Source organism: Nocardiopsis sp. NPDC006198, from assembly GCF_040613895.1.
Lineage (GTDB): Bacteria > Actinomycetota > Actinomycetes > Streptosporangiales > Streptosporangiaceae > Nocardiopsis > Nocardiopsis tropica.
In genome coordinates this window covers 12,626-32,784 of the sequence record NZ_JBEXSY010000078.1, presented here as the reverse complement: position 1 = coordinate 32,784, position 20,159 = coordinate 12,626, and the positions used below count along the sequence as shown (strand labels likewise).

Annotated in this window: 16 protein-coding genes; 3 read left to right on the top strand and 13 right to left on the bottom strand. The window is 72.3% G+C overall.

All coding sequences use genetic code 11. The features are described 5' to 3' along the window. Positions 1-139: 139 nt before the first annotated feature. The 4 genes from ABZ234_RS30440 to ABZ234_RS30425 form a co-directional block, all read right to left on the bottom strand. Positions 140-1,222 (bottom strand): amino acid ABC transporter permease, encoded by a 1,083-nt coding sequence (locus tag ABZ234_RS30440; RefSeq protein ID WP_355014303.1) that lies wholly within the window; start codon positions 1,220-1,222, stop codon positions 140-142. Next, on the bottom strand, positions 1,219-1,893 hold the full coding sequence (locus ABZ234_RS30435) for an amino acid ABC transporter permease (protein WP_267946015.1): 675 nt from the start codon (positions 1,891-1,893) through the stop codon (positions 1,219-1,221). Before ABZ234_RS30435 ends, ABZ234_RS30440 begins: the two co-directional genes overlap by 4 nt. Positions 1,894-1,972: 79 nt before the next feature. Next, positions 1,973-2,824 carry a glutamate ABC transporter substrate-binding protein gene (locus ABZ234_RS30430; RefSeq protein WP_267946014.1) on the bottom strand — a complete coding sequence of 284 codons (852 nt, stop codon included), beginning with the start codon at positions 2,822-2,824 and terminating at the stop codon, positions 1,973-1,975. A 50-nt stretch (positions 2,825-2,874) separates the two neighbouring features. Further along, entirely contained in the window at positions 2,875-3,618 is a 744-nt protein-coding gene (locus tag ABZ234_RS30425; protein ID WP_267946013.1) for an amino acid ABC transporter ATP-binding protein, read from the bottom strand. 347 nt (positions 3,619-3,965) lie between these two features. On the opposite strand from ABZ234_RS30425, the gene miaB reads away from it, so the two are divergent. Next, positions 3,966-5,432 carry a tRNA (N6-isopentenyl adenosine(37)-C2)-methylthiotransferase MiaB gene (miaB, locus tag ABZ234_RS30420; protein WP_344180893.1) on the top strand — a complete coding sequence of 489 codons (1,467 nt, stop codon included), beginning with the start codon at positions 3,966-3,968 and terminating at the stop codon, positions 5,430-5,432. A gap of 102 nt (positions 5,433-5,534) precedes the next feature. On the opposite strand, the gene ABZ234_RS30415 is transcribed toward miaB, so the two are convergent. The 3 genes from ABZ234_RS30415 to miaA form a co-directional block, all read right to left on the bottom strand. Beyond that, positions 5,535-6,803, bottom strand: a complete 1,269-nt coding sequence (locus ABZ234_RS30415) for a cytochrome P450 (protein ID WP_355014302.1) — start codon at positions 6,801-6,803, stop codon at positions 5,535-5,537. Between the two features lie 19 nt (positions 6,804-6,822). Next, the gene (locus ABZ234_RS30410) at positions 6,823-7,605 is read right to left on the bottom strand and encodes a helix-turn-helix domain-containing protein (protein ID WP_355014301.1); all 783 of its coding nucleotides are present in this window, start codon (positions 7,603-7,605) and stop codon (positions 6,823-6,825) included. 223 nt (positions 7,606-7,828) lie between these two features. After that, a complete protein-coding gene (miaA, locus tag ABZ234_RS30405) occupies positions 7,829-8,830 on the bottom strand; it encodes a tRNA (adenosine(37)-N6)-dimethylallyltransferase MiaA (RefSeq protein ID WP_355014300.1) in 1,002 nt (333 codons plus the stop codon). A gap of 120 nt (positions 8,831-8,950) precedes the next feature. Here miaA and dapF point away from each other — a divergent pair, with 120 nt between their 5' ends. Continuing rightward, on the top strand, positions 8,951-9,778 hold the full coding sequence (dapF, locus tag ABZ234_RS30400) for a diaminopimelate epimerase (protein WP_355014304.1): 828 nt from the start codon (positions 8,951-8,953) through the stop codon (positions 9,776-9,778). Positions 9,779-9,881: 103 nt separating this feature from the next. Here the strand turns inward: dapF and ABZ234_RS30395 are convergent, their stop codons facing one another. The 6 genes from ABZ234_RS30395 to aceB all read right to left on the bottom strand — a co-directional run bounded on the left by ABZ234_RS30395 (position 9,882) and on the right by aceB (position 17,918). Next, positions 9,882-10,973 carry a CU044_5270 family protein gene (locus ABZ234_RS30395; protein WP_355014299.1) on the bottom strand — a complete coding sequence of 364 codons (1,092 nt, stop codon included), beginning with the start codon at positions 10,971-10,973 and terminating at the stop codon, positions 9,882-9,884. Next, complete coding sequence (locus tag ABZ234_RS30390) at positions 10,940-11,518, bottom strand: RNA polymerase sigma factor (protein WP_355014298.1); 579 nt, start codon at positions 11,516-11,518, stop codon at positions 10,940-10,942. Before ABZ234_RS30390 ends, ABZ234_RS30395 begins: the two co-directional genes overlap by 34 nt. 338 nt (positions 11,519-11,856) lie before the next feature. Next, positions 11,857-13,182, bottom strand: a complete 1,326-nt coding sequence (locus tag ABZ234_RS30385) for a (Fe-S)-binding protein (protein ID WP_355014297.1) — start codon at positions 13,180-13,182, stop codon at positions 11,857-11,859. Between the two features lie 39 nt (positions 13,183-13,221). Next, positions 13,222-14,649 carry an FAD-binding oxidoreductase gene (locus ABZ234_RS30380; RefSeq protein ID WP_355014296.1) on the bottom strand — a complete coding sequence of 476 codons (1,428 nt, stop codon included), beginning with the start codon at positions 14,647-14,649 and terminating at the stop codon, positions 13,222-13,224. A gap of 29 nt (positions 14,650-14,678) precedes the next feature. Further along, a complete protein-coding gene (locus tag ABZ234_RS30375) occupies positions 14,679-16,169 on the bottom strand; it encodes an FAD-linked oxidase C-terminal domain-containing protein (RefSeq protein ID WP_355014295.1) in 1,491 nt (496 codons plus the stop codon). A 144-nt stretch (positions 16,170-16,313) separates the two neighbouring features. Then, a complete protein-coding gene (gene aceB / locus ABZ234_RS30370) occupies positions 16,314-17,918 on the bottom strand; it encodes a malate synthase A (RefSeq protein ID WP_267946004.1) in 1,605 nt (534 codons plus the stop codon). Positions 17,919-18,257: 339 nt separating this feature from the next. Here aceB and hflX point away from each other — a divergent pair, with 339 nt between their 5' ends. Continuing rightward, positions 18,258-19,793: a GTPase HflX gene (gene hflX, locus ABZ234_RS30365; RefSeq protein ID WP_355014294.1), complete on the top strand. Its 1,536-nt coding sequence runs from the start codon at positions 18,258-18,260 to the stop codon at positions 19,791-19,793. Positions 19,794-20,159 lie beyond the last annotated feature (366 nt).

The following is a 20,159-nucleotide window of genomic DNA, read 5'->3' as shown; positions in this document are numbered from 1 at the left end:
CCATTACCTATGTGCTGATCTACGTCACCCACCTCCCGGCGGCGATCCCCCGCCGGGCGCGGTTGGGGGGCGCCGGCGCGCCCGCCCCGCCCGCGCCGGTGGGGGGGGGCGCCGGGGCCGTTCCGGCCGGGGCGGGGGGTCAGTCCCGCCGGTTCTCCCGGCCTTCGTCGTCCTTGTCGGAGCCCTCGTCCGGCGCGGTCGCGCCGGCCGGTCCGGCGGCGGTCGCGCCGCCCTCGGCGGGCTCCTGGGCGGTGGCGTCCGGGGCCGCCGGGCCGGGCTGGGCCTGCACCGCCACGGGGGCGCCGCCGGCGGCCGTCGGCTTGGTGGAGGGCCTGCCGCGACGGGAGTTGCGGCGCTCCAGCCAGATCGCGAACCGGCTCAGGGACAGGTTGATGACGATGTAGATGATCGCGCAGATGATCGCCGCGGGGATGACGTTGCTCTCGCGGGTCGCCACCAGGGTGAAGCTGCGCAGCAGCTCCGGGAAGGCGACGATGTAGCCCAGCGCGGAGTCCTTGAGCAGGACCACCAGCTGGGCGACGATCGCGGGCATCATCGAGGTGATCGCCTGCGGGATGAGGATCAGCCACATGTTCTGGCTCTTCGTCATACCGATGGCCTGCGCCGCCTCGGACTGCCCCTTGGGCACGGCGAGCACACCGGCGCGGAACACCTCCGCCAGCACCGACCCGTTGTACAGGGTCAGACCCGTGACGACGGCGACCAGCGCCGTCACCTGGAACGTGCCGGTGGGGATGTCGAACACCTGGTACGCCACGATGGGCAGCGCCATCGTGAAGAAGATCAGCATCAGCAGCGGGATGCCGCGGAAGAACTCCACGACGGCCCCGGCCGGGACGCGGATCCACCAGTGGTCCGACATGCGGCCGATACCGAACACGAGGCCGAACGCGATGGCGAGCACCGCGGCGGTCAGGGCGGCCGTCAGGGTGTTCTGGAGGCCCGGGATGACGTAGTCGGTCCAGGTGTCGGGCCGCAGGAACGGCTCCCACTTCTCGGCCGTCCACTGCCCGGCCGGGTTGACCGCCCAGGTGGCGGGGTCGAACAACCCCGTCTCCCGCTCGGTCAGGGTGCGGTTGAAGCCCAGGTACAGGATCGCCAGGCCGATCGCGAAGAGGATCAGCGTGCCGACGGTGTAGACCGCGTTGCGGGCACGGGCCTTGGGGCCCGGCGCGTCGAAGAGGACGCTCTGCGCACTCATCGGACCACCGCCATGCGCTTGGAGAGCCAGCCGAAGAAGTAGCCCGTCGGCAGGGTCAGGATCAGGAAGCCGATCGCGAAGCCGACGAAGGTCGGCAGGACCGGCGCGATGCCCTGGTCGAACATGAGCTTCATCTCCCTGGACGCCTCCTGAACGCCCAGCCCCGCGACGGAGGCGACGGTCGTGTTCTTGGTCAGCGCGATGAGCACGCTGCCCAGCGGGCCGACGACGGTGCGCAGAGCCTGCGGGATGACGATCAGCCGCAGGTTCTGGGTGAAGGTCAGACCCAGGGAACGGGCAGCCTCCACCTGGCCGAGGGGGATGGTGTTGATGCCCGAGCGCAGCGACTCGGAGACGAAGCAGGCGGTGTAGGCGGAGAGGCCGATGACCGCCCACCAGAACACGTCCCACGCGACGGTGCCGGACAGGCTCAGCCCGAGGGCGCTGTTGAGGCCCAGCCCGCAGAACAGCAGGACCAGGGTCAGGGGGGTGTTCCTGACGCCCTCCACGTAGGCCGTGGAGATGGCGCGCAGCAGCGGGACGGGGGAGACCCGCATCGCGGTGAGCAGGATGCCCAGAACGAAGGAGAAGAGAGCGCTGAGGAGGGTGAGCCGGACGGTCCATGAGAAACCGTCGACAACCCTGTCGATATTGCTGAGAAAGGCTTCCATGGGTCCCAGCTGGTCAAGGGCCGCGCGGCGGAACGGGAGTCCGGTTCCGCCGCGGGCGCGCGGTCAGTACGGGGTGGACTCAGGCGCAGTCCTCGAGCGCGGGGACCTCCTCCTCGAAGGCGAAGTCGGTGGCGCCGAAGGCGTTCTCGAGGGCCTCGGTCGCGGCGCCCTCCTCCCACATCTGGGTGATGGCGGCGTTGACCTCCTCGCAGCGCTCGGTGGAGCCGGCGGGCAGGCCCACGCCGTACTTCTCCTCGCCGAACGGGTTGTTGACCATCCGGTAGGTGTCCGGGTTCTGCGCGGCGAAGCCCGCGAGGATGGTGTTGTCCGTGGTCACCGCGTCGACGGTGCCGTTGCCGAGGAGCTCCAGGCACTCGGAGTAGTTGCCGGCCTCGCGCAGCTCGGCGTCGATGCCCATGTCGTCGACGATGTTGTTGGCCGACCGCGAACCGGAGGCGGAGCACAGCACCTGGCCGGACAGGTCCTCCGGCCCCTCGATGTCGGTGTTGTCGGCGGCCACCAGGATGTCCTGCTGGGCGACGTAGTACGGGCCCGCGAAGTCGACGACCTGGCGGCGCTCGTCGGTGATCGAGTAGGTGGCGATCACCATGTCGACGGTGCCCTGCTGGAGGAAGGACTCGCGGTTCGCGGAGGCCGCCTCCTCCCAGTTGATCTGCTCCGGGGAGTAGCCGAGCTCGCCGGCGATGTAGGTGGCCACGTCGACGTCGAAGCCCACGGGGGTGTCCCCCTCCAGGAGGCCCAGACCCGGCTGGTCGTACTTGACGCCGATGGTGATGGTGTCGCCACCGCCCTCGCCGCCGTCGCCACCGCCCTCGCCGCCACCGCCGACGTCGGCGGTGCCACAGGCGGTGAGAGCGAAGGCCAGAGCCGCGGTGCCGCCCAGGATGCTGCTGATGCGTCCGACTCGCATGTCGGATACCTCTTCCTTGAGTTCGGGAGAAGGGGAAGGAAAGGGGAGACCTAGTGGGTCAGGATCTTGGAGAGGAAGTCCTGGGCCCGCTCGGACCGGGGGTTCGTGAAGAACTCGTCCGGAGTGTTCTCCTCGACGATCTGGCCGTCGGCCATGAAGACGACGCGGTTGGCGGCGCGACGGGCGAAGCCCATCTCATGGGTGACGACGACCATGGTCATGCCTTCGGTCGCCAGGTCGGTCATGACGTCCAGGACCTCCTGGACCATCTCCGGGTCGAGCGCAGAGGTGGGCTCGTCGAAGAGGAGCACCTTGGGGTTCATCGCCAGGGCCCGGGCGATGGCCACACGCTGCTGCTGCCCGCCGGAGAGCTGGGCCGGGTACTTGTTCGCCTGGTTGCCGATCCGGACCCGGTCCAGGAGCTCCATGCCGCGCTTCTCGGCATCGGCCTTGGACTGGCGAAGGACCTTGACGGGCCCCAGGGTCACGTTCTGCAGCACGGTCTTGTGCGCGAACAGGTTGAAGGACTGGAACACCATGCCGACATCGCTGCGGAGCTTGGCGAGACCGCGTCCCTCCGCCGGCAGGGGCTGGCCGTCCAGGGTGATGACCCCGGAGTCGATGGTCTCCAAGCGGTTGATCGCTCGGCACAGAGTCGACTTTCCGGACCCGGACGGTCCGATGACGACTACCACCTCGCCGGAGTTAACCGTCAGATTGATGTCTTGGAGCACGTGCAGGTCGCCGAAGTGCTTGTTGACGTTCTCCAGCACGACGAGAGGAGTTGATGTCATGTGGGGAACTTAGTGGGTTCGACGAGCACTGTCACCCTGAAAACGCCACCCGAATTCGCGGTGGCGCACTTGTTACAGACTCACGACTGGAAACGTTACCAGTGAACGTTGTTCGGTTTGATATCGCCACGCTGGGTGTTTGTCCGGTGGCGTTTCAGATTCGGCGTCTCGACTATCGGCCGCCCGGAAAACGTCGCGGAACCGGGTCGATAACGCGACGCGCCGACGCGTCCCGGAGGACGGGCCGCGTTGCGCGCCCGGACGGGGCGGCCGGGGACCGCGGCCGTCCCCGGGCGGTGCGCCGCACCGGATAGCCTGGTGCCGTGAGCCAGAGTCGTACCTACCAAGTGCGGACCTACGGCTGCCAGATGAACGTCCACGACTCCGAGCGCCTCTCCGGTCTGCTGGAGGACGCTGGGTACGCGCGCGCAGCCGAGGACACCACCGCAGACATCGTCGTGTTCAACACCTGTGCGGTCAGGGAGAACGCCGACAACCGCCTCTACGGCAACCTCGGGCACCTGCGCCCGGTCAAGGATGCCAACCCGGGGATGCAGATCGCCGTCGGCGGCTGCCTCGCCCAGAAGGACCGCGGCGAGATCGTGCGCCGCGCGCCCTGGGTCGACGTCGTCTTCGGCACCCACAACATCGGCTCCCTGCCCACGCTGCTGGAGCGCGCCCGCGTCCAGCGCGAGGCGCAGGTGGAGATCGCCGAGTCCCTGGAGCACTTCCCGTCCACGCTTCCCAGCCGCCGTGAGTCCGCGTACGCGGCGTGGGTGTCGATCTCCGTCGGCTGCAACAACACCTGCACCTTCTGCATCGTGCCCGCGCTGCGGGGCAAGGAGCAGGACCGCCGCCCCGGCGACGTGCTCGCCGAGGTGCGCGCCCTGGTCGCCGAGGGCGTCAGCGAGATCACCCTGCTCGGCCAGAACGTCAACGCCTACGGCAGCGGCTTCGGCGACCGGCAGGCCTTCTCCAAGCTGCTGCGCGCCTGCGGCGGGATCGAGGGGCTGGAGCGCGTGCGCTTCACCTCCCCGCACCCGAAGGACTTCACCGACGACGTCATCGAGGCCATGGCCGAGACGCCCAACGTCATGCCGCAGCTCCACATGCCGCTGCAGTCCGGGTCCAGCAAGGTCCTCAAGGACATGCGCCGCTCCTACCGCCAGGAGCGCTTCCTCGGCATCGTGGAGAAGGTGCGCGCCGCCATGCCGCACGCCGCGATCACCACGGACATCATCGTGGGCTTCCCCGGGGAGACGGAGGAGGACTTCCAGGAGACCCTCCACGTGGTCCGCGAGGCCCGCTTCTCCATGGCGTACACCTTCCAGTACTCCAAGCGCCCGGGAACCCCGGCGGCCACCATGGACGGCCAGGTGCCGCCGGACGTGGTCAAGGACCGCTACCAGCGGCTGGTGGAGCTCCAGGACGGGATCTCCTGGGAGGAGAACAAGAAGCTCGTCGGCCGGGAGGTCGACCTGCTGGTCTCCGAGGGCGAGGGCAAGAAGGACGGCGAGCACCGCCGCCTGTCCGGTCGCGCCCCGGACAACCGCCTGGTCCACTTCGCGGTGGGCGACGGCGAGGAGCCGCGCCCCGGCGACGTGGTGACCGTCGAGGTCACCTACGCCGCACCGCACCACCTGGTGTCCGACTCGGGGATCCGCGGACTGCGCCGCACCCGTTCGGGCGACGCCTGGGCGGCCCGCAACGGCCGCCCGGCCGCGGACGCCAAACCGGACGTCCTGCTGGGCATGCCCGGGATCGGGGCCCCGGCCCAGCAGCCCGCCGCCGTCGGCGGGTGCTGCGACGCCTGAGGCGTCCGACCGGGAGGGCCCCGGAGGTGCGAGCCCGGGACGAACACGCACGCCCCCCTGCGCCGTGGCGCAGGGGGGCGGCGCCGTTCCCGGGGACCGGCCTCAGAGCCGGACCGGGAGGCTGTCCAGGCGCAGGGCGCCGGGGACGGCCCCCGGCCGGGGGCCGCGCCCGGGAACCAGGGACAGGTCCGGATGGGCGGAGACCAGCGCACCGACGCCGATCTCCCCCTCCTGGCGGGCCAGGGCGGCGCCCAGGCAGTAGTGGACGCCGTGCCCGAACCCGACGTGCGCCTCCCCCGGCCTGCCGTGGTGGCGTGTGATGTCGAACCTCTGGGGCTCCGGGTGGACCCGCGGGTCGCGGTTGGCGCCGCCGATGACCGCGATCGCCCGCGCCCCGGCGGCCACGCGGCCGGAGCGCAGTTCGACGTCCTCGACGGCGTACCTCGCCTTGGCGATCACCGCGGTGCCGCCGTAGCGGAGCATCTCGTGCACGGCCGAGGGCAGCAGCCCCGGGTCCTCGCGGAGCATCCCCCACTGGTCCGGGTGCCCGAGCAGGGCGCGGACGCCGTTGCCGAGCAGGTGCGCGGTCGTCTCGTGGCCGGCGATGACCAGCGTGAACACCAGTGTGATCAGCTCGCTCTCGCTGAGGCGTCCGCCGTCCTCGTCGCGTGCCCGGACCAGGGCGCCGAGCAGGTCGTCGGTCGGCTCGGCGCGCCGGGCGGCCAGCATCCCCCTGATGTGCTCGACCATCTCCCCGAGGGCGCTGTTCATGAGTTCGGGCCGGCTCGGGTCGAAGGCGGACAGCCGCTCGCTCCAGGACCGCCAGGCGGGGCGCTCCTCCACGGGGACCCCGACCAGGTCGCAGATGACCGCGATGGGCAGCGGGTAGGCGAAGTGCGGCATGAGGTCCACGACCCCGTCGCCGTCGGCGAGCTCCGGGAGCCGCGCGATCAGCTCGTCGGCGATCTCCTGGACGGCGGGGCGCATCGCGTTGACGCGCCGCACGGTGAACGTGCGCGAGACGAGCTTGCGCAGCCGGGTGTGGTCCTCGGCGTCCTTGTCGAGGAGGGACTCGGTCAGGTAGGTGACCAGGTCGGGGCTGATGCCCAGCCCGGTGAGGGCGTCGGAGCGCCTGGCGGTGACCTCTCCGGCGACGTTGGCGGGGTCGAGGACGAACCGCCGGTCGCCCAGGATGGTGCGCACGTCCTCGTCGTCCACGAAGAGCGTGGCCTCCATCGTGTCGACGAACAGGGCCGGCGCTGACCCGCCCGCCGCTCGGACCCGCTCGATCACCGGGAAGGGGTCGGTGGCGAACCCGGGTGCGCGCAGGTCGATGAGGTCGTCTCGGGCGGACGGGGGGTTGGCTGTCATGGGCCCTCCTCGGGAGGTGTCAGGTGGTGCCTGGTGTCTGCTTCAGCCGTGCGATCTCCGCGTGCATGCTCCTGTCCAGGGCGGAGAAGATCTCCAGGGCCCTGGCCTGGGCCTTGCGCGTGTTCTCCGGTGGTGCGTCCTGCTCCAGGAGCAGTCGGACGCTCTGCGCCATGAGGTCGGCGCGCGTGCCGTGGTCGGGCACGTGCATCCCCTGCTCCTCCAGGACGGGCGGGGTGACCAGGTGGCCGAGGACGAGCGCGTTGTAGGCGTACAGCTGGTCGTCCACGGGCGGGTCCGGGCGCAGGAGCCCGAGGTCGCGCAGCACGTCCCAGTAGGCCCTCATGGCCCTCTGGCGCTCGCGGACCGTCCCCCCGACGAGGGCGGCCGCGTCCCGTGAGAGGGCCCCCAGGGACTCGGTGCCCCCGGTGAGAACGGCCCGCATCAGCGGTGAGTCGAGGTGGTTCAGGTACAGGGAGCGGGCGACCTCGCTGGGCCGCACGTTGTCCGGCGACCTGCCCACGACCTCCAGGACCTGCCGCATCAGGCCGAGCTGGGCCCGCATGACCACCGCGAGCAGCAGCGTCTCCTTGGTGGCGAAGTGGAGGTAGACGGTGCCCTTGCCGACCTTCGCCCTCCTGGCGACGTCCTCGACGGTGATCTTGCGGCGCCCCCAGGCCACCAGCAGCTCCTCCGCGGCGTCCAGGATGCGGTCGGCCCTCAGTTCCCGTTCGGCCGCGGCCGCGTCTGCGGCCGGGGAGGGGAGGGTGGAGGCGCCCGGGGGCGTGTCGATCGACGGGCTCACGATGTGCTCCTGCGAGTCGGGGACGGACGGGATGCGGTTTGACCACGCGTGTTGACGCGACGACCATATCCCCACCCCTCCTCTCTGACTCTGTGACCAGATTTGAAAACTGGTCACAGAGTCAAGATAGGCGAAGGAGCCCCCGGGGACAAGGGGTGCACGACACCGGGGGCCGGGCCCGGTCGGGCCCGGCCCCCGGAACGGCCGAAGGGAGCGGGAGGCGCTACCCGGGGGAGCGCTGCCCGTGCGGGACCAGCGTCGCCACGTCCACCAGGGCCTCACCGGGCTCCTCCGGAGAACCGGACAGGGCCGTCTCCACCTGGGACAGCGCACGCTCGACCAGGTCGGGGGCGTCGTGGGGCAGCCAGCGGACCCGGGGGTCGCGGCGGAACCACGACTCCTGGCGGCGGGCGAAGCGCCGGGTCGCCTGGGCGGTGGCCGCCTTCGCCTCCTCCTCGGACATCTCGCCGTCGAGCTGGGCCAGGGCCTGGGCGTACCCGAGGGCGCGGGACGCCGTACGTCCCTCGCGCAGTCCCAGCCCGTCCAGGACGCGGACCTCGTCCAGCAGGCCCTGGCCCCACATGCGCTCCACACGGGCGTCGATGCGCTCGTCCAGCGAGGGGCGGGGGGAGGACAGGCCGATCTGCGTGCACGGGTAGAAGGACGTGTGGTCCGGCAGGTTCGCGGTGAACGGCCGCCCGGTCAGCTCGATGACCTCCAGGGCCCGCACGATCCGCCGCCCGTTCCCGGGCAGGATGGTGCGCGCCGCCGCCGGATCGGCCTCCGCCAGCCGGGCGTGGAGCACCCCCGGGCCCACGTCGCCGAGCTCCGCCTCCAGGCGGGCCCGCACGCCGGGGTCCGTGCCGGGGAACTCCAGGTGGTCCAGGACGGCGCGGACGTAGAGCCCGGACCCGCCCACGAGGACGGGGATGACGTCCCTGTCGGCGCAGTCCTCCACGCGCTCACGGGCCATGTCCTGGTAACTGGCCACGTCCGCGGGCTCGCTGACCTCCCACACGTCCAGCAGATGGTGGGGGACCTCGCGTCTGTCGGCCTCGCCGAGCTTGGCGGTACCGATGTCCATGCCGCGGTAGAGCTGCATGGAGTCGGCGTTGATGACCTCGCCCCGGCGTCCCGTGCGCTCTTCGAGTCGCAGGGCCACCTCGACGGCGAGATCGGACTTGCCCACAGCGGTCGGGCCGACAACCGCGATCACCTTGATCATCCTTCCAGCGTAGTCAGTTCGCGGCCTGCCCCGGCCGGTCCCGGGCGCCGGAGCTCCCGCCGCCGCCCGGGCGCCGGGGCCCGGGCGGGCGGTCGGGGACACGCCGTGACCACGCCTAGGATGGTCGGCATGCGATTCGCCAAGGGCCACGGAACAGAGAACGACTTCGTGATCCTCCCCGACCCCGACGGGGAGCTCGACCTCACGGAGGAGGCCGTCCGCCTGCTGTGCGACCGCCGCGCGGGCATCGGCGGCGACGGCATCCTGCGCGTGGTGCGCACACGCGCCCTGGGCGAGGCGCTCGCGCCGTCCGCGCGCACCGCGGAACGCGCCGAGTGGTTCATGGACTATCGCAACTCCGACGGGAGCGTCGCGGAGATGTGCGGCAACGGCGTGCGGGTGTTCGCCCGCTACCTGGTGCACGCCGGCCTGGTCGACGGCGACGTCTTCGAGGTGGGCACCAGGGACGGCGCCAAGGAGGTCCGGGTCGGCTCCGAGGGCGACGTCACCGTCGACATGGGCCGGGTCGAGAGGCAGGGCACGTCCTCGGCGAAGCTCGCCCGGCAGGTGGTGCACGGCGCCCAGATCTCGGTGGGCAACCCCCACCTGGCCTGTGAGGTGCCCGGCCCCGTCGCGGACGTGGACCTGACCGAGCCGCCCCTGCTGGACCGCGAGGCCTTCCCCGAGGGCGCCAACGTGGAGGTGTACACCGAGGTCGAGCCCGGTGTCCTCGACATGCGCGTCTTCGAGCGCGGCTCGGGCGAGACCCGCTCCTGCGGCACCGGGATCGTCGCCGCGGCCGCCGCCGCCACCCCTGCCGGCGAGGGCGCCACCTGGCGTGTGAGGGTCCTCGGCGGGGAGTGCACCGTGTTCCTGGACTCCGACGGCGCGAGGATGAGCGGCCCGGCCGCCATCGTGGCGGAGGGCGAGACCTCCCTCCTCTCCTGAGGACCGCGCCGCCCCGCGGCACGGCGGTGCCCGGTCCGCGCGCCGGACCGGACACCGCCTGGTTCGCGGGCGACCCCTCAGGGAGCCCGTACCCCGCCCCGGGTCAGGGACGGTCCCCGATTCCGTTGACCCAGCCGGACCACACGAAGGTCCGGTAGGAGATGGTCACCGGGAGTTCGAGGCCGTGCTGCGCGAGGGAGGACTCGCCGGGCTCCTCCTCGAGCAGGGTGACGTCCCGGTAGAGGAGCGCACCGCTCTCGGGGTCGAAGACGTACCGGTACTCGTTGGTCTGCGAGCCCTCGTCGATCCTGATCTGGAACAGCTCGCCGTCGCGTGCGAGGGGGTCCTGGGTGCTGCCCGCGTACTCGACGCCGTCGAACCCGGAGAGCACGCGCAGGGCGGCGGCCCGCTCGTCGGCGTCCAGCGGGCGGTTCTCGTAGAGGTGGTTCAGGGCGTTGACGAGGGCTCCGTCCGCCTCGGGGCTGTCGGCCGGGACGTCGTCATTCCCCCACTCCAGGAGGGTTTGCGTAAGGATGTCCGCGTCGGTGGGCAGGTCCCTCGGGAGGACGAGGCTCTCGTCCATGGTGCTCTCGAAGTCGTCCGACCGGTCGTCGAGGAACTCCCGGTGCTCCTCGACGTCCCCCCGGGTGTCCTCGGCCTCTCCGGCGGTGCTGATCTCGCGCATGTCGCCGCCGGGGCCCTGCCAGTACTGCCAGTCGTAGGGGATGAAGCCGACGCTGTGCAGGTCGTCCTCGCTGGGCTCCTCCCCGGCGAAGCTGGTGACGGTCAGCAGCTCCTGTCCGGTCGAGGAGACATGGGCGACATCGCCGTCGCCGGGTGCGTCGTCGCCCTCCGCGGCCGTGTCGGCGAGGCCGAGGAGCCGCTCCGCGCCGGGTTCGGGCGCGCCCCCGGTGACCTCGATCGGGTCCGGTGGCGCAGCGTACGCGGCGGGGATGCCCGCGGGGCCCCCGCCCGCGGCGCCGACCACCAGGGCGGCGGCGGTGGTGGCGGCGACCAGGGTCGCGGCTCCGGCGAGGACGGGGATCCGGCGCCACAGGGGGCGTCGGGCGGGTGCGGCGTCGAGCATGGCGATGGCCTTCGTGCGTGCGCGCTGGCGGTCGGGGAAGGAAGCGGTCGCCCCGGCACGGGGGTCGCTGTCGTTCAGGAGCGCGCGAAGCGCGGTGACGTCGTCCACGACGCCTCCTCTCTGTCAGGGGTGTCGGAAGCGGGTCGGGCGGTGTCGTCCATGAGGGCCTGGAGCCGTCGGCGGGCGCGGTGGAGGCGGCCCCGCGCGGTCACGGGGGCGCAGCCCACCACCCGGGCCGCCTCGCGGCTGCTCAGCCCCTCCCAGGTCACGAGCATCACGAGCTCGCGGTCGGTGTCGGAGAGCCCGGCCAGCGCGGTGAGCGCCGACTGGCGCCGGATGACCTGCTCCGTGTCGTCCGGTGAGTCCCGCCAGAGCTGTTCCGGGGGAGTGGGGACCTCGCCGCGCCCGCGGATCTCCCGCAGCGTGGCGAGGGTGATGCGGCGGGCACAGGCGTACAGCCAGGGGAGCTCCCTGTCCGCGGGTACCCTGTCGCGCCGCCGCCAGGCGACGACGAACGCCTCGGAGGCGACGTCGTCGGCCAGGTCGGGGCCGACCCTGCGGCGTGCGTAGTTGTACACCGCGTCGTAGTGCCTCTCGAACACCGCGTTGAACTCCGCGTGCCCGGGCGGGTCGCCGTCGTGGCTCGTCACCATCGGCAACTCCTCTCTGTCACCCTCTTGTGTCGCCCGGGCGGTCGTTGTTCGCGGGGGAGGGGGAGAAATCGCGCGAACGGGTGTGATGTGGGGCACATGGGGTGGGATGGTCGCCGGGGTGCGGCGGGGCGGAGGCCGGGAGCGGGCGGGCTCGGTGGGGCCGGTGCGGAGGTGTCGGGGCGGAGGCGGTAGGGCCGGGAGGGGCGGTCCCGGGTGTGGGGCGGGACGCGGGCACGCCGGAGCCGCCGGGGGTGGGATCCCCCCTGATTCAAGGAAAGCACCTGTTCACCGTTCGGGGACAGCCCCGTCCCGGGCCTGTGGACGGGGCACGCCCCGGGTCAGCGCCCCAGCAGCTGGTCGACGGTGAGACCGCGCAGCGACGCGTCGAGGACGCGCGCGGTGTGGGTCACCGCGACCCGCCTCCCCGCGCGCTCCATCGCCGACGCGATCTGGAGCGCGCACCCGGGGTTGCCCGACACCAGCGCGTCGGCGCCGGTGGAGGCCACGTCCCGGCCCTTGCGGTCGCCGAGTTCCCGTGCGGCGTCGGGTTTGAGCAGGTTGTAGACGCCCGCCGAACCGCAGCAGACCTCCTTGTCCGGCAGGTCGGACACGCGCAGCCCCGGAATGCCGGCGAGGAGGGCACGGGGCGCCTGTGTGATCCCCTGGCCGTGGGAGAGGTGGCACGCGTCGTGGTACGCCGCGTGCAGCGGGAGGGGATGGCGCTCGGCCCGCGGGCCCAGGTCCACCAGGAACTCGGTGAGGTCCACGACCTTCGCCGACATGTCGCGCGCGCGACGCACCCACGCGTCGTCCGCGCCCGCCTCGGCCAGGGTGCGGTCGAAGTGCTTCATGCTGGAGCCGCATCCGGCGGAGTTGACCACGACCCGGTCGACGCGCGCCCGCTCGAACACCTCGACGAGGCGCCGGGCGAAGGCAGCGGACTCCTCCGACCGCCCGGAGTGCCCGGACAGGGCGCCGCAGCACCCCTGGGAGCGGGGGACGACCACGTCGCAGCCCTCCATCGCCAGCACGCGCGCGGTCGCGGTGTTGACCTCGGGGAAGAACGCGCCCTGGACGCACCCCACGAGCATCCCCACCCTGGCCCGGGCCCTCCCCACGGCGGGCACCAGGGGCGGGAGCGGGGGAGGGGGCGACGACAGCGGCGGTGCGATGCGCTCCATGGCGGCCAGGGCCGGGGAGATCCGCTCCAGGAGGCCCGAGCGCCGGACGAGGGAGGACGCCCCGGTGGCCCCGTAGGCGCGCAGCGGTCCGCGCATGAGGCGCAACCTGCGCCGGTACGGGAACAGGGAGAAGATCGCGCCCCGCAGCACCCGCTCCCCCCGCGGCCGTTCGTGCTCCCTCTCCACCCTGTTCCGCGTGTGCTCGATGAGGGCGTCGTAGGCCACCCCCGACGGGCACGAGGAGACGCAGGCCAGACACCCCAGGCAGTTGTCGAAGTGGCCGACCGCCGTCTCCGTGAGGACGTCCTCGGTGTGCATCTGGGTCATCAGGTGGATACGTCCGCGCGGTGAGTCCATCTCCTGTCCCCACAGCACGTTCGTGGGGCAGGTGGGGAGGCAGAACCCGCAGTGGACGCAGTCGTTCAACAGGTCGCCGAACACCTGGTCCCGTTCGCGTGGAGCCTCCGGCGGCTGGTCGGTCACGTGCACTCCCTCAGGTCCTGGAAGGTTCGGGCGCCCGGTTCAGGCGCCGTCGGCGAAGCGCCCCGGGGCCAGGCGGCGGCCGGGGTCGAAGGAGTCCCTGACGGCCCGCATCAGCGGCAGGCCGGGGATCTCGCCCCACGGGTCCACCCCGGCGGCGTGGACGTGCGGTTCCGCGCGCAGCAGGGTGGCCGACCAGCCGGGGCGGGAGCGGGCCCCCTCCACCGTGTCCGCCACGGCCCCCGCGGGCGCGCCCGGGGCGAACGAGACGAAGAGGGCGCCGCGCGGCACCGAACCGGTGACCACCGCGTCCGTCCCGTGCGCGCGGCCGGCCAGGGCGCCCAGCGCCTCGGCGGCCTCCGCCGACTCGGCGGGCGGAACGGACACCCGGACGACCGTGCCCTCGGAGGGGAGCAGCCCCCACCCCGCCGGCAGTTCCCGGTCCACCCGTGGCGCGGGCGGCACGGCGCCCTCCCCCGGCGCGGCCCCGCGCAGGACCGAGAGCACGGTGGCGGTCCTGGCCTCCAGCCCCTCCGGCGTCCCCTCCAGCACGACGCGCAGGCAGGGGCCGTGGTGAGGGACGGCCGGGGACGGCGGGGCCGGGGCGGTGCGGTCGGCGTCGGTCGGGGGTGGTGGGGGGAGACGGGCGGGTTGGGCTGCGCCGGAGGCGTCCGTTGAGGGTGGTGGAGGGAGACGGGCGGGTTGGGTTGCGCCGGAGGCGTCGGTTGAGGGTGGTGGAGGGAGACGGGCGGGCCAGTGGAGCTCCACCGCCGCAGGCACGACCGTGGTCGCGCGCAGGGCGGCCGTGATCCGCTCCGCGTGACCGCGGGAGGCCAGGGGGATGGTCACCACCCGCAGGGCGGGCGGCAGCGGGTGCAGGCGGAAGGCCACCGAAGCGATCACGCCGAGGGTGCCGAGGCCTCCCGTGTGCAGTTTCGCCAGGTCGTACCCTGCCACGTTCTTGACCACCCGGCCGCCGCTGCGGGCCACCACCCCGTCGGCCCGCACGACGGTCATGCCGATGACCAGGTCGCGCAGGGCGCCGGTGAGCAGGCGGCGCGGGCCGGACACTCCTGTGGCGACCATGCCGCCGACGGTTCCGCCCTCGCGCACGGGGTCGACGGACAGGCGCTGCCCGGCGGCCTCCAGCACGGCGAAGAGGTCGGCGACGGGGGTGCCGGCCCCGACCTCGACGACGAGGTCGCCCGCGATGTGGTCGATCCACGACAGGCCGCCGGTGTCGACGACCAGGTCGGCGGAGCGCGGGACCCCGCCCCAGTCCATGGCGGTACCGTGGCCGCGCGCGACGACGGTGAGTCCCCGCCTCCCGGACACGGCCATGATCCGGGCGAGGGCGTCGGCGTCCGCGGGCCGTGCCACGTACCCGGGGACGAGGGCCCCCACGGCGTCGTCGGCGGTCCCCCTCCTCAGGGCGCAGCCCTCGACCTGCAGCTTCTCCGCGGGTGTCACGTGTCCTCCCTCGTCGTCGGAGCCGTCGCTCAGAACTGGTCGGCCCGCCCGGACTCCACGAGCGGGTGCACGCCCCTGCGCACGCCGGGCCGTTCGCCGCACAGGCGCGGCGTGGGGAGCAGCTTGTCCGGGTTGGCGATGCCGTCCGGGTCGAAGGACCGGCGGAACAGGTCGAACGTCGCCAGGTCGTCGGGACCGTACATGCGCGGCATCTTGCACGCCTTGTCCACGCCCACGCCGTGTTCCCCGGTGATGGAGCCGCCGTGTTCGATGCACAGGTCGAGGATGGCCCCGGAGACCTCCTCGGCCCTGTCCGCCGCGCCGGGCTCGGTGTCGTCGAACAGCACCAGGGGGTGGAGGTTGCCGTCGCCGGCGTGGAAGACGTTGGCGACGCGGATGCCGCTGGACTCCGACAGCTCGGTGATGCGGCGCAGCACCTCGGGCAGGGCGGTGCGGGGGACGACGCCGTCCTGGACGATGTAGGCGGGGCTGATCCTCCCCACCGCGGCGAACGCCGACTTGCGCCCCTTCCAGATACGGGCGCGCTCCTCGGGGCCGCTGGCGGTCCGGGTCTCGAAGGAGCCCGCCTCGCCGCACAGCCGGACGACCTCGGCGAGCTGGGCGTCGACCTCCGCGGCGGGGCCGTCCAGCTCCACGACCAGCACGGCCGCCGCCCCCTGCGGGTAGTCGCAGGCGACGGCCTTCTCGGCGGCCTCGATGGCGAGCGCGTCCATCATCTCCATGGCGGAGGGCAGCACTCCGGCGGCGATCACGGAGCTGACCGCCCGCCCGCCCGCGTCCATCGACGTGAACGCGGACAGCAGGGTCACGGTCTTCTGCGGGGCGCGGGTCAGGTTGACGGTGATGCGTGTGGCGATGCCGAGTGTGCCCTCGGAGCCGACGAACGCGCCGATGAGGTCGTAGCCGGGGGCGTCGGGGCTCCGGCCGCCGAGGCTGACGAGTTCGCCGGAGGGGGTGACGATGTCGAGGCCGCGCACGTGGTTGACGGTGAACCCGTACTTGAGGCAGTGGGCGCCGCCGGAGTTCTCGGCGACGTTGCCGCCCACCGAGCACACCTGCTGGCTGGAGGGGTCGGGCGCGTAGTAGTACCCGTGGGGGGCCGCGGCGCGGGTGACGTCGAGGTTGGCCACCCCCGGCTCGACGACCGCGCACTCGTTCTCGACGTCGATCTCGATGATGCGGCGCATGCGCGAGGTGACGACCAGGACGCCCTCGGCGTGGGGGAGCGCCCCCGCGGAGAGGCCCGTGCCCGCGCCCCGCGGCACGAAGGGGACGCCGCGGTCGGAGCAGAGCCGGACGACGGCGGCGACCTGCTCGGCGGTGGTGGGGAGCACGACGACGCCGGGGACGGACCTGTGGTGGGTGAGCCCGTCGCTCTCGTAGGTGCGTCGCCGGGAGGCGTCGGTCAGGACGCCGTCCTCACCGCAGATGTCGCGCAGCACGGGGACGAGGGCGGCCAGGGCCGCCGGGGTCCGTGTGGCGGGTGCGGTCTCGGTCATGGCGCCTCCCGGGCCGGTCCGGAGAAGTGGGTCCGGGAGCCCTTCCCCGGCTGCGACCTCGCAAGGGGAACGTACGACCGCACCCCCTGCCGTAGCAAGGGGTGCGATGGAAACTCTCTTCCGTTTTATGGAATCAAGCTCGAACTACGGCATGCGCTCGTAGGCCGGCAGCGTCAGGAAGTCCACGTACTCGTCGGCGAGGGCCACCTCGGAGAACAGCTCCTTGGCCTGCTGGTACAGGTTCTCGTCGTACGCCTCCCCCAGGGACCCCCGGATGGCCGCCAGCTCCTCGTCGATGAGCTGCCTGACGAGCTCGGCGGTGACCTTCTCGCCGCCGTCGAGGGTGACGTCGTTGTGCAGCCACTGCCAGATCTGGGACCGGGAGATCTCGGCGGTGGCGGCGTCCTCCATGAGGTTGTGGATGGCCACCGCGCCGTTGCCGCCCATCCAGGCCGCCAGGTACTGGAGGGCGACGTTGATGTTGCCGCTCAGGCCGGCGAGGGTGACGCCGCCCGGGGTCCGGTCGACGGAGAGCAGGTCCGCGGCGGTCGCCTCGACCTCGGGACGCTGCTTGTCGATCTGGTGGGGGCGCTCGCCGAGGACGCCGTCGAAGACCTCCATGGCGACCGGGACCAGGTCGGGGTGGGCCACCCACGAACCGTCGAACCCGTCGCCGGACTCGCGGGACTTGTCGTCGCGGACCTTGGCGAAGGCGACCTCGTTCACCTCGGCGTCGCGGCGGGACGGGATGAACGCGGCCATGCCGCCGATGGCGTGGGCGCCGCGCTTGTGGCAGGTCTTGACCAGCAGTTCGGTGTAGGCGCGCATGAACGGGGCGGTCATCGTCACGGCGTTGCGCTCGGGCAGCAGGAACCTGCGGCCACGGGTGCGGTGCGTCTTGATGATGCTGAACAGGTAGTCCCAGCGCCCCGCGTTGAGCCCCGCGGAGTGCTCCCGCAGCTCGTAGAGGATCTCCTCCATCTCGAAGGCGGCCGGGATGGTCTCGATCAGGCAGGTGGCGCGGATGGTGCCGCGCGGGATCCCCAGGCGCTCCTGGGCCAGGACGAAGATGTCGTTCCAGAGGCGGGCCTCGAGGTGGCTCTGCATCTTGGGCAGGTAGAAGTACGGCCCCTTGCCCTTGGCGATCTGCCGCCGGGCGCTGTGGAAGAGGTAGAGCGCGAAGTCGACGATGCCGCCGCTCGTCCGGCGGCCGTCGACGAGGATGTGCTTCTCGTCCAGGTGCCAGCCGCGCGGCCGGACGACGACGGTGGCGAGCTCGCCGTCCTCCTTCAGGGCGTAGGTCTTGCCCTGCGGGGAGGTGAAGTCGATCTGCCGGTCGAGGGCGTCGCGCAGGTTGAGCTGCCCGCCGATCATGTTCTCCCACAGCGGGGTGTTCGCGTCCTCGAAGTCGGCGAGCCACACCTTCGCGCCGGAGTTGAGCGCGTTGACGGTCATCTTGCGGTCGGTGGGGCCGGTGATCTCGACCCGGCGGTCGGTGATGCCGGGCGCGGGCGGGGCGACCTGCCAGCTGTCGTCCTCGCGGATGTGCTTGGTCTCGGGGAGGAAGTCGAGGTCGGCGCCCGCGGCGATCTGCTCCTCGCGGGTCCTGCGGGCGGCGAGGAGCTCCTGGCGGCGCCCCTCGAAGGTGCGGTGGAGTTCGGCGACGAGGGCCAGGGCCTCATCCGTGAGGATCTCGTCGAACCGGTCGTGGAGGGGGCCGGTGATCTCGACCCCGTGCGTGGCGCCCATGGAAACCTTCCGCAATACGAAAATAGCTTTTGGTATGTGGAAAACGACGCTACCGTCAGTGCCTCCGCGCGGTCAACGCCGCGGTCCGCGCACATGATCGTGAAGTTTCCCGGCGCGTGAAGGTCCGGAAAACTTCCGCCCGGAAGATCGGGACTTCTTCGGCCAGTATCGACCGGGGGTCACCGGGCGACTCCGCACGGCGCAATGTCGCGTGTCGCCCGGCCTGCGATAATTCAGATGCCCCGGCGGCGGCGACCTGCCACCATCGACAGGGCGCCCGTCGCGGCCCGCCCGCGGGAAGAATCGGGACGGCGGCCGCGTTGACCCACCTGGAGGGATATGAATACAGCTGACACCCGCGGAATCTCCGAGCCCGGCCACGAGGCCGCAGGCGAGGACGTCTTCCGCGAGGCGATCACCGTCGGGGACGGGGACGATGCGACCCGTGGGGCCGAGGCCGACGGCGGAGACCGCCGGAACGAGCCGAGGAACGCTCCCGACCAGGGTGAGATGGAACTCGCCGAACGCCACGCGCTCCGCCGCGTGCAGGGGCTTTCCACCGAACTCACCGACATCACCGAGGTCGAGTACCGGTCGCTGCGGCTGGAGCGCGTCGTCCTCATCGGCGTGTGGACCAGCGGCACCCAGACCGACGCCGACAACTCGCTCACCGAACTCGCGGCCCTGTCCGAGACCGCCGGGGCACTCGTCCTCGAAGGCCTCACCCAGCGCCGCTCCAAGCCGGACCCGGCCACCTACGTCGGCAAGGGCAAGGCGGCCGAACTCCGCGACATCGTCGAGGCGACCGGCGCCGACACCGTCATCTGCGACGGTGAGCTCACCCCCGGCCAGCTGCGGCAGCTGGAGGACGTCGTCAAGGTCAAGGTGGTGGACCGCACCGCCCTGATCCTGGACATCTTCGCCCAGCACGCCAGCAGCAGCGAGGGCAAGGCCCAGGTCGAACTCGCACAGCTCAGCTACCTGCTGCCGCGACTGCGCGGCTGGGGCGACTCCCTGTCCCGGCAGGCGGGCGGCTCCGGCGGCGGAGGCGCGGGCGGAGGCGTGGGCCTGCGCGGTCCCGGTGAGACCAAGATCGAGACCGACCGCCGGCGCATCAACGACAAGATGGCCAAGCTGCGCCGTCAGCTCGCCCACATGCGCACTGCGCGCGACGTCAAGCGCGACGTCCGGCGCACCCGCGAGGTGCCGTCCGTGGCCATCGCCGGGTACACCAACGCCGGCAAGTCGAGCCTGCTCAACCGGTTGACGGGGGCCGGCGTCCTGGTGGAGAACGCCCTGTTCGCCACCCTGGACCCGACCGTCCGCCAGGCGCGCACGCCCGACGGCCGGGGCTTCACCCTCAGCGACACCGTCGGATTCGTCCGGCACCTGCCGCACCAGCTGGTGGAGGCGTTCCGCTCCACCCTGGAGGAGGTCGCCGACTCCGACCTGATCCTGCACGTGATCGACGGGTCGCACCCCGACCCCGAGAGCCAGATCCGCGCGGTCCACGAGGTGTTCGCCGACATCGAGGCCGCTGAGGTGCCCGAGCTCATCGTGGTCAACAAGGTGGACGCCGCCGACCCGGACGTGCTCAAGGTGCTGCGGACCCGCTACCCGAACATGGTCGAGGTCTCGGCCCGCACCGGCGAGGGCGTTCCCGAGCTGGTCGCGGCGCTCGCCGACGCGCTCCCCGAGCTCGCGCACGAGGTCAACGCGCTCGTCCCGTACTCGCGGGGCGACCTCATCGCCAAGGTGCACCAGGAGGGACGCATCATCAGCGAGGAGCACACCGGAGACGGAACGGCGATCCACGCCTTCGTCCCCGAGCTGCTCGCGGCGAAGCTCAACGAGTACGCGCCCAGCAGGGCCTGAGTACCGCGCGGTCCCCCCGGGGGCCGCACCCGCCACCGGCTGCGACCGGGGCGCCCCGACCGGGGCGCCCCGGTCCTCGCATGTCGGGGGCCGTCGCAGGCCCGCGGGGCCGGACGGGCGCGGGGCCGAGGCGCACGGTCCGGGACCGGACCGGCGGCGCGGGGGCGCCGGTGTCCTTCGTCACGCCGTCCACTCGCGAGTTCTGCCCCGCGACGCTCGCATTCGTCCCCCGGGAGAGGTGTACACGGAGTCCGCGGATGGACTACGGTTTTGGAGCACTGGCCGCCAGCGGCCCGCTGTCCCCCGACAGCCGACGCTCCTTCCCGCTGTCACGGCACCGCGGCGGCCCCACGGCCGCCTCCTGCC

Excerpts from the sequence above, each read along its gene's own strand:
- ABZ234_RS30440 (WP_355014303.1), bottom strand. The coding sequence starts at position 1,222 with ATGAGTGCGCAGAGCGTCCTCTTCGACGCGCCGGGCCCCAAGGCCCGT.
- ABZ234_RS30435 (WP_267946015.1), bottom strand. The coding sequence starts at position 1,893 with ATGGAAGCCTTTCTCAGCAATATCGACAGGGTTGTCGACGGTTTCTCA.
- ABZ234_RS30430 (WP_267946014.1), bottom strand. The coding sequence starts at position 2,824 with ATGCGAGTCGGACGCATCAGCAGCATCCTGGGCGGCACCGCGGCTCTG.
- ABZ234_RS30425 (WP_267946013.1), bottom strand. The coding sequence starts at position 3,618 with ATGACATCAACTCCTCTCGTCGTGCTGGAGAACGTCAACAAGCACTTC.
- ABZ234_RS30415 (WP_355014302.1), bottom strand. The coding sequence starts at position 6,803 with ATGACAGCCAACCCCCCGTCCGCCCGAGACGACCTCATCGACCTGCGC.
- miaA (WP_355014300.1), bottom strand. The coding sequence starts at position 8,830 with ATGATCAAGGTGATCGCGGTTGTCGGCCCGACCGCTGTGGGCAAGTCC.
- dapF (WP_355014304.1), top strand. The coding sequence starts at position 8,951 with ATGGTCGGCATGCGATTCGCCAAGGGCCACGGAACAGAGAACGACTTC.
- ABZ234_RS30390 (WP_355014298.1), bottom strand. The coding sequence starts at position 11,518 with ATGGTGACGAGCCACGACGGCGACCCGCCCGGGCACGCGGAGTTCAAC.
- ABZ234_RS30375 (WP_355014295.1), bottom strand. The coding sequence starts at position 16,169 with ATGACCGAGACCGCACCCGCCACACGGACCCCGGCGGCCCTGGCCGCC.
- aceB (WP_267946004.1), bottom strand. The coding sequence starts at position 17,918 with ATGGGCGCCACGCACGGGGTCGAGATCACCGGCCCCCTCCACGACCGG.
- hflX (WP_355014294.1), top strand. The coding sequence starts at position 18,258 with ATGAATACAGCTGACACCCGCGGAATCTCCGAGCCCGGCCACGAGGCC.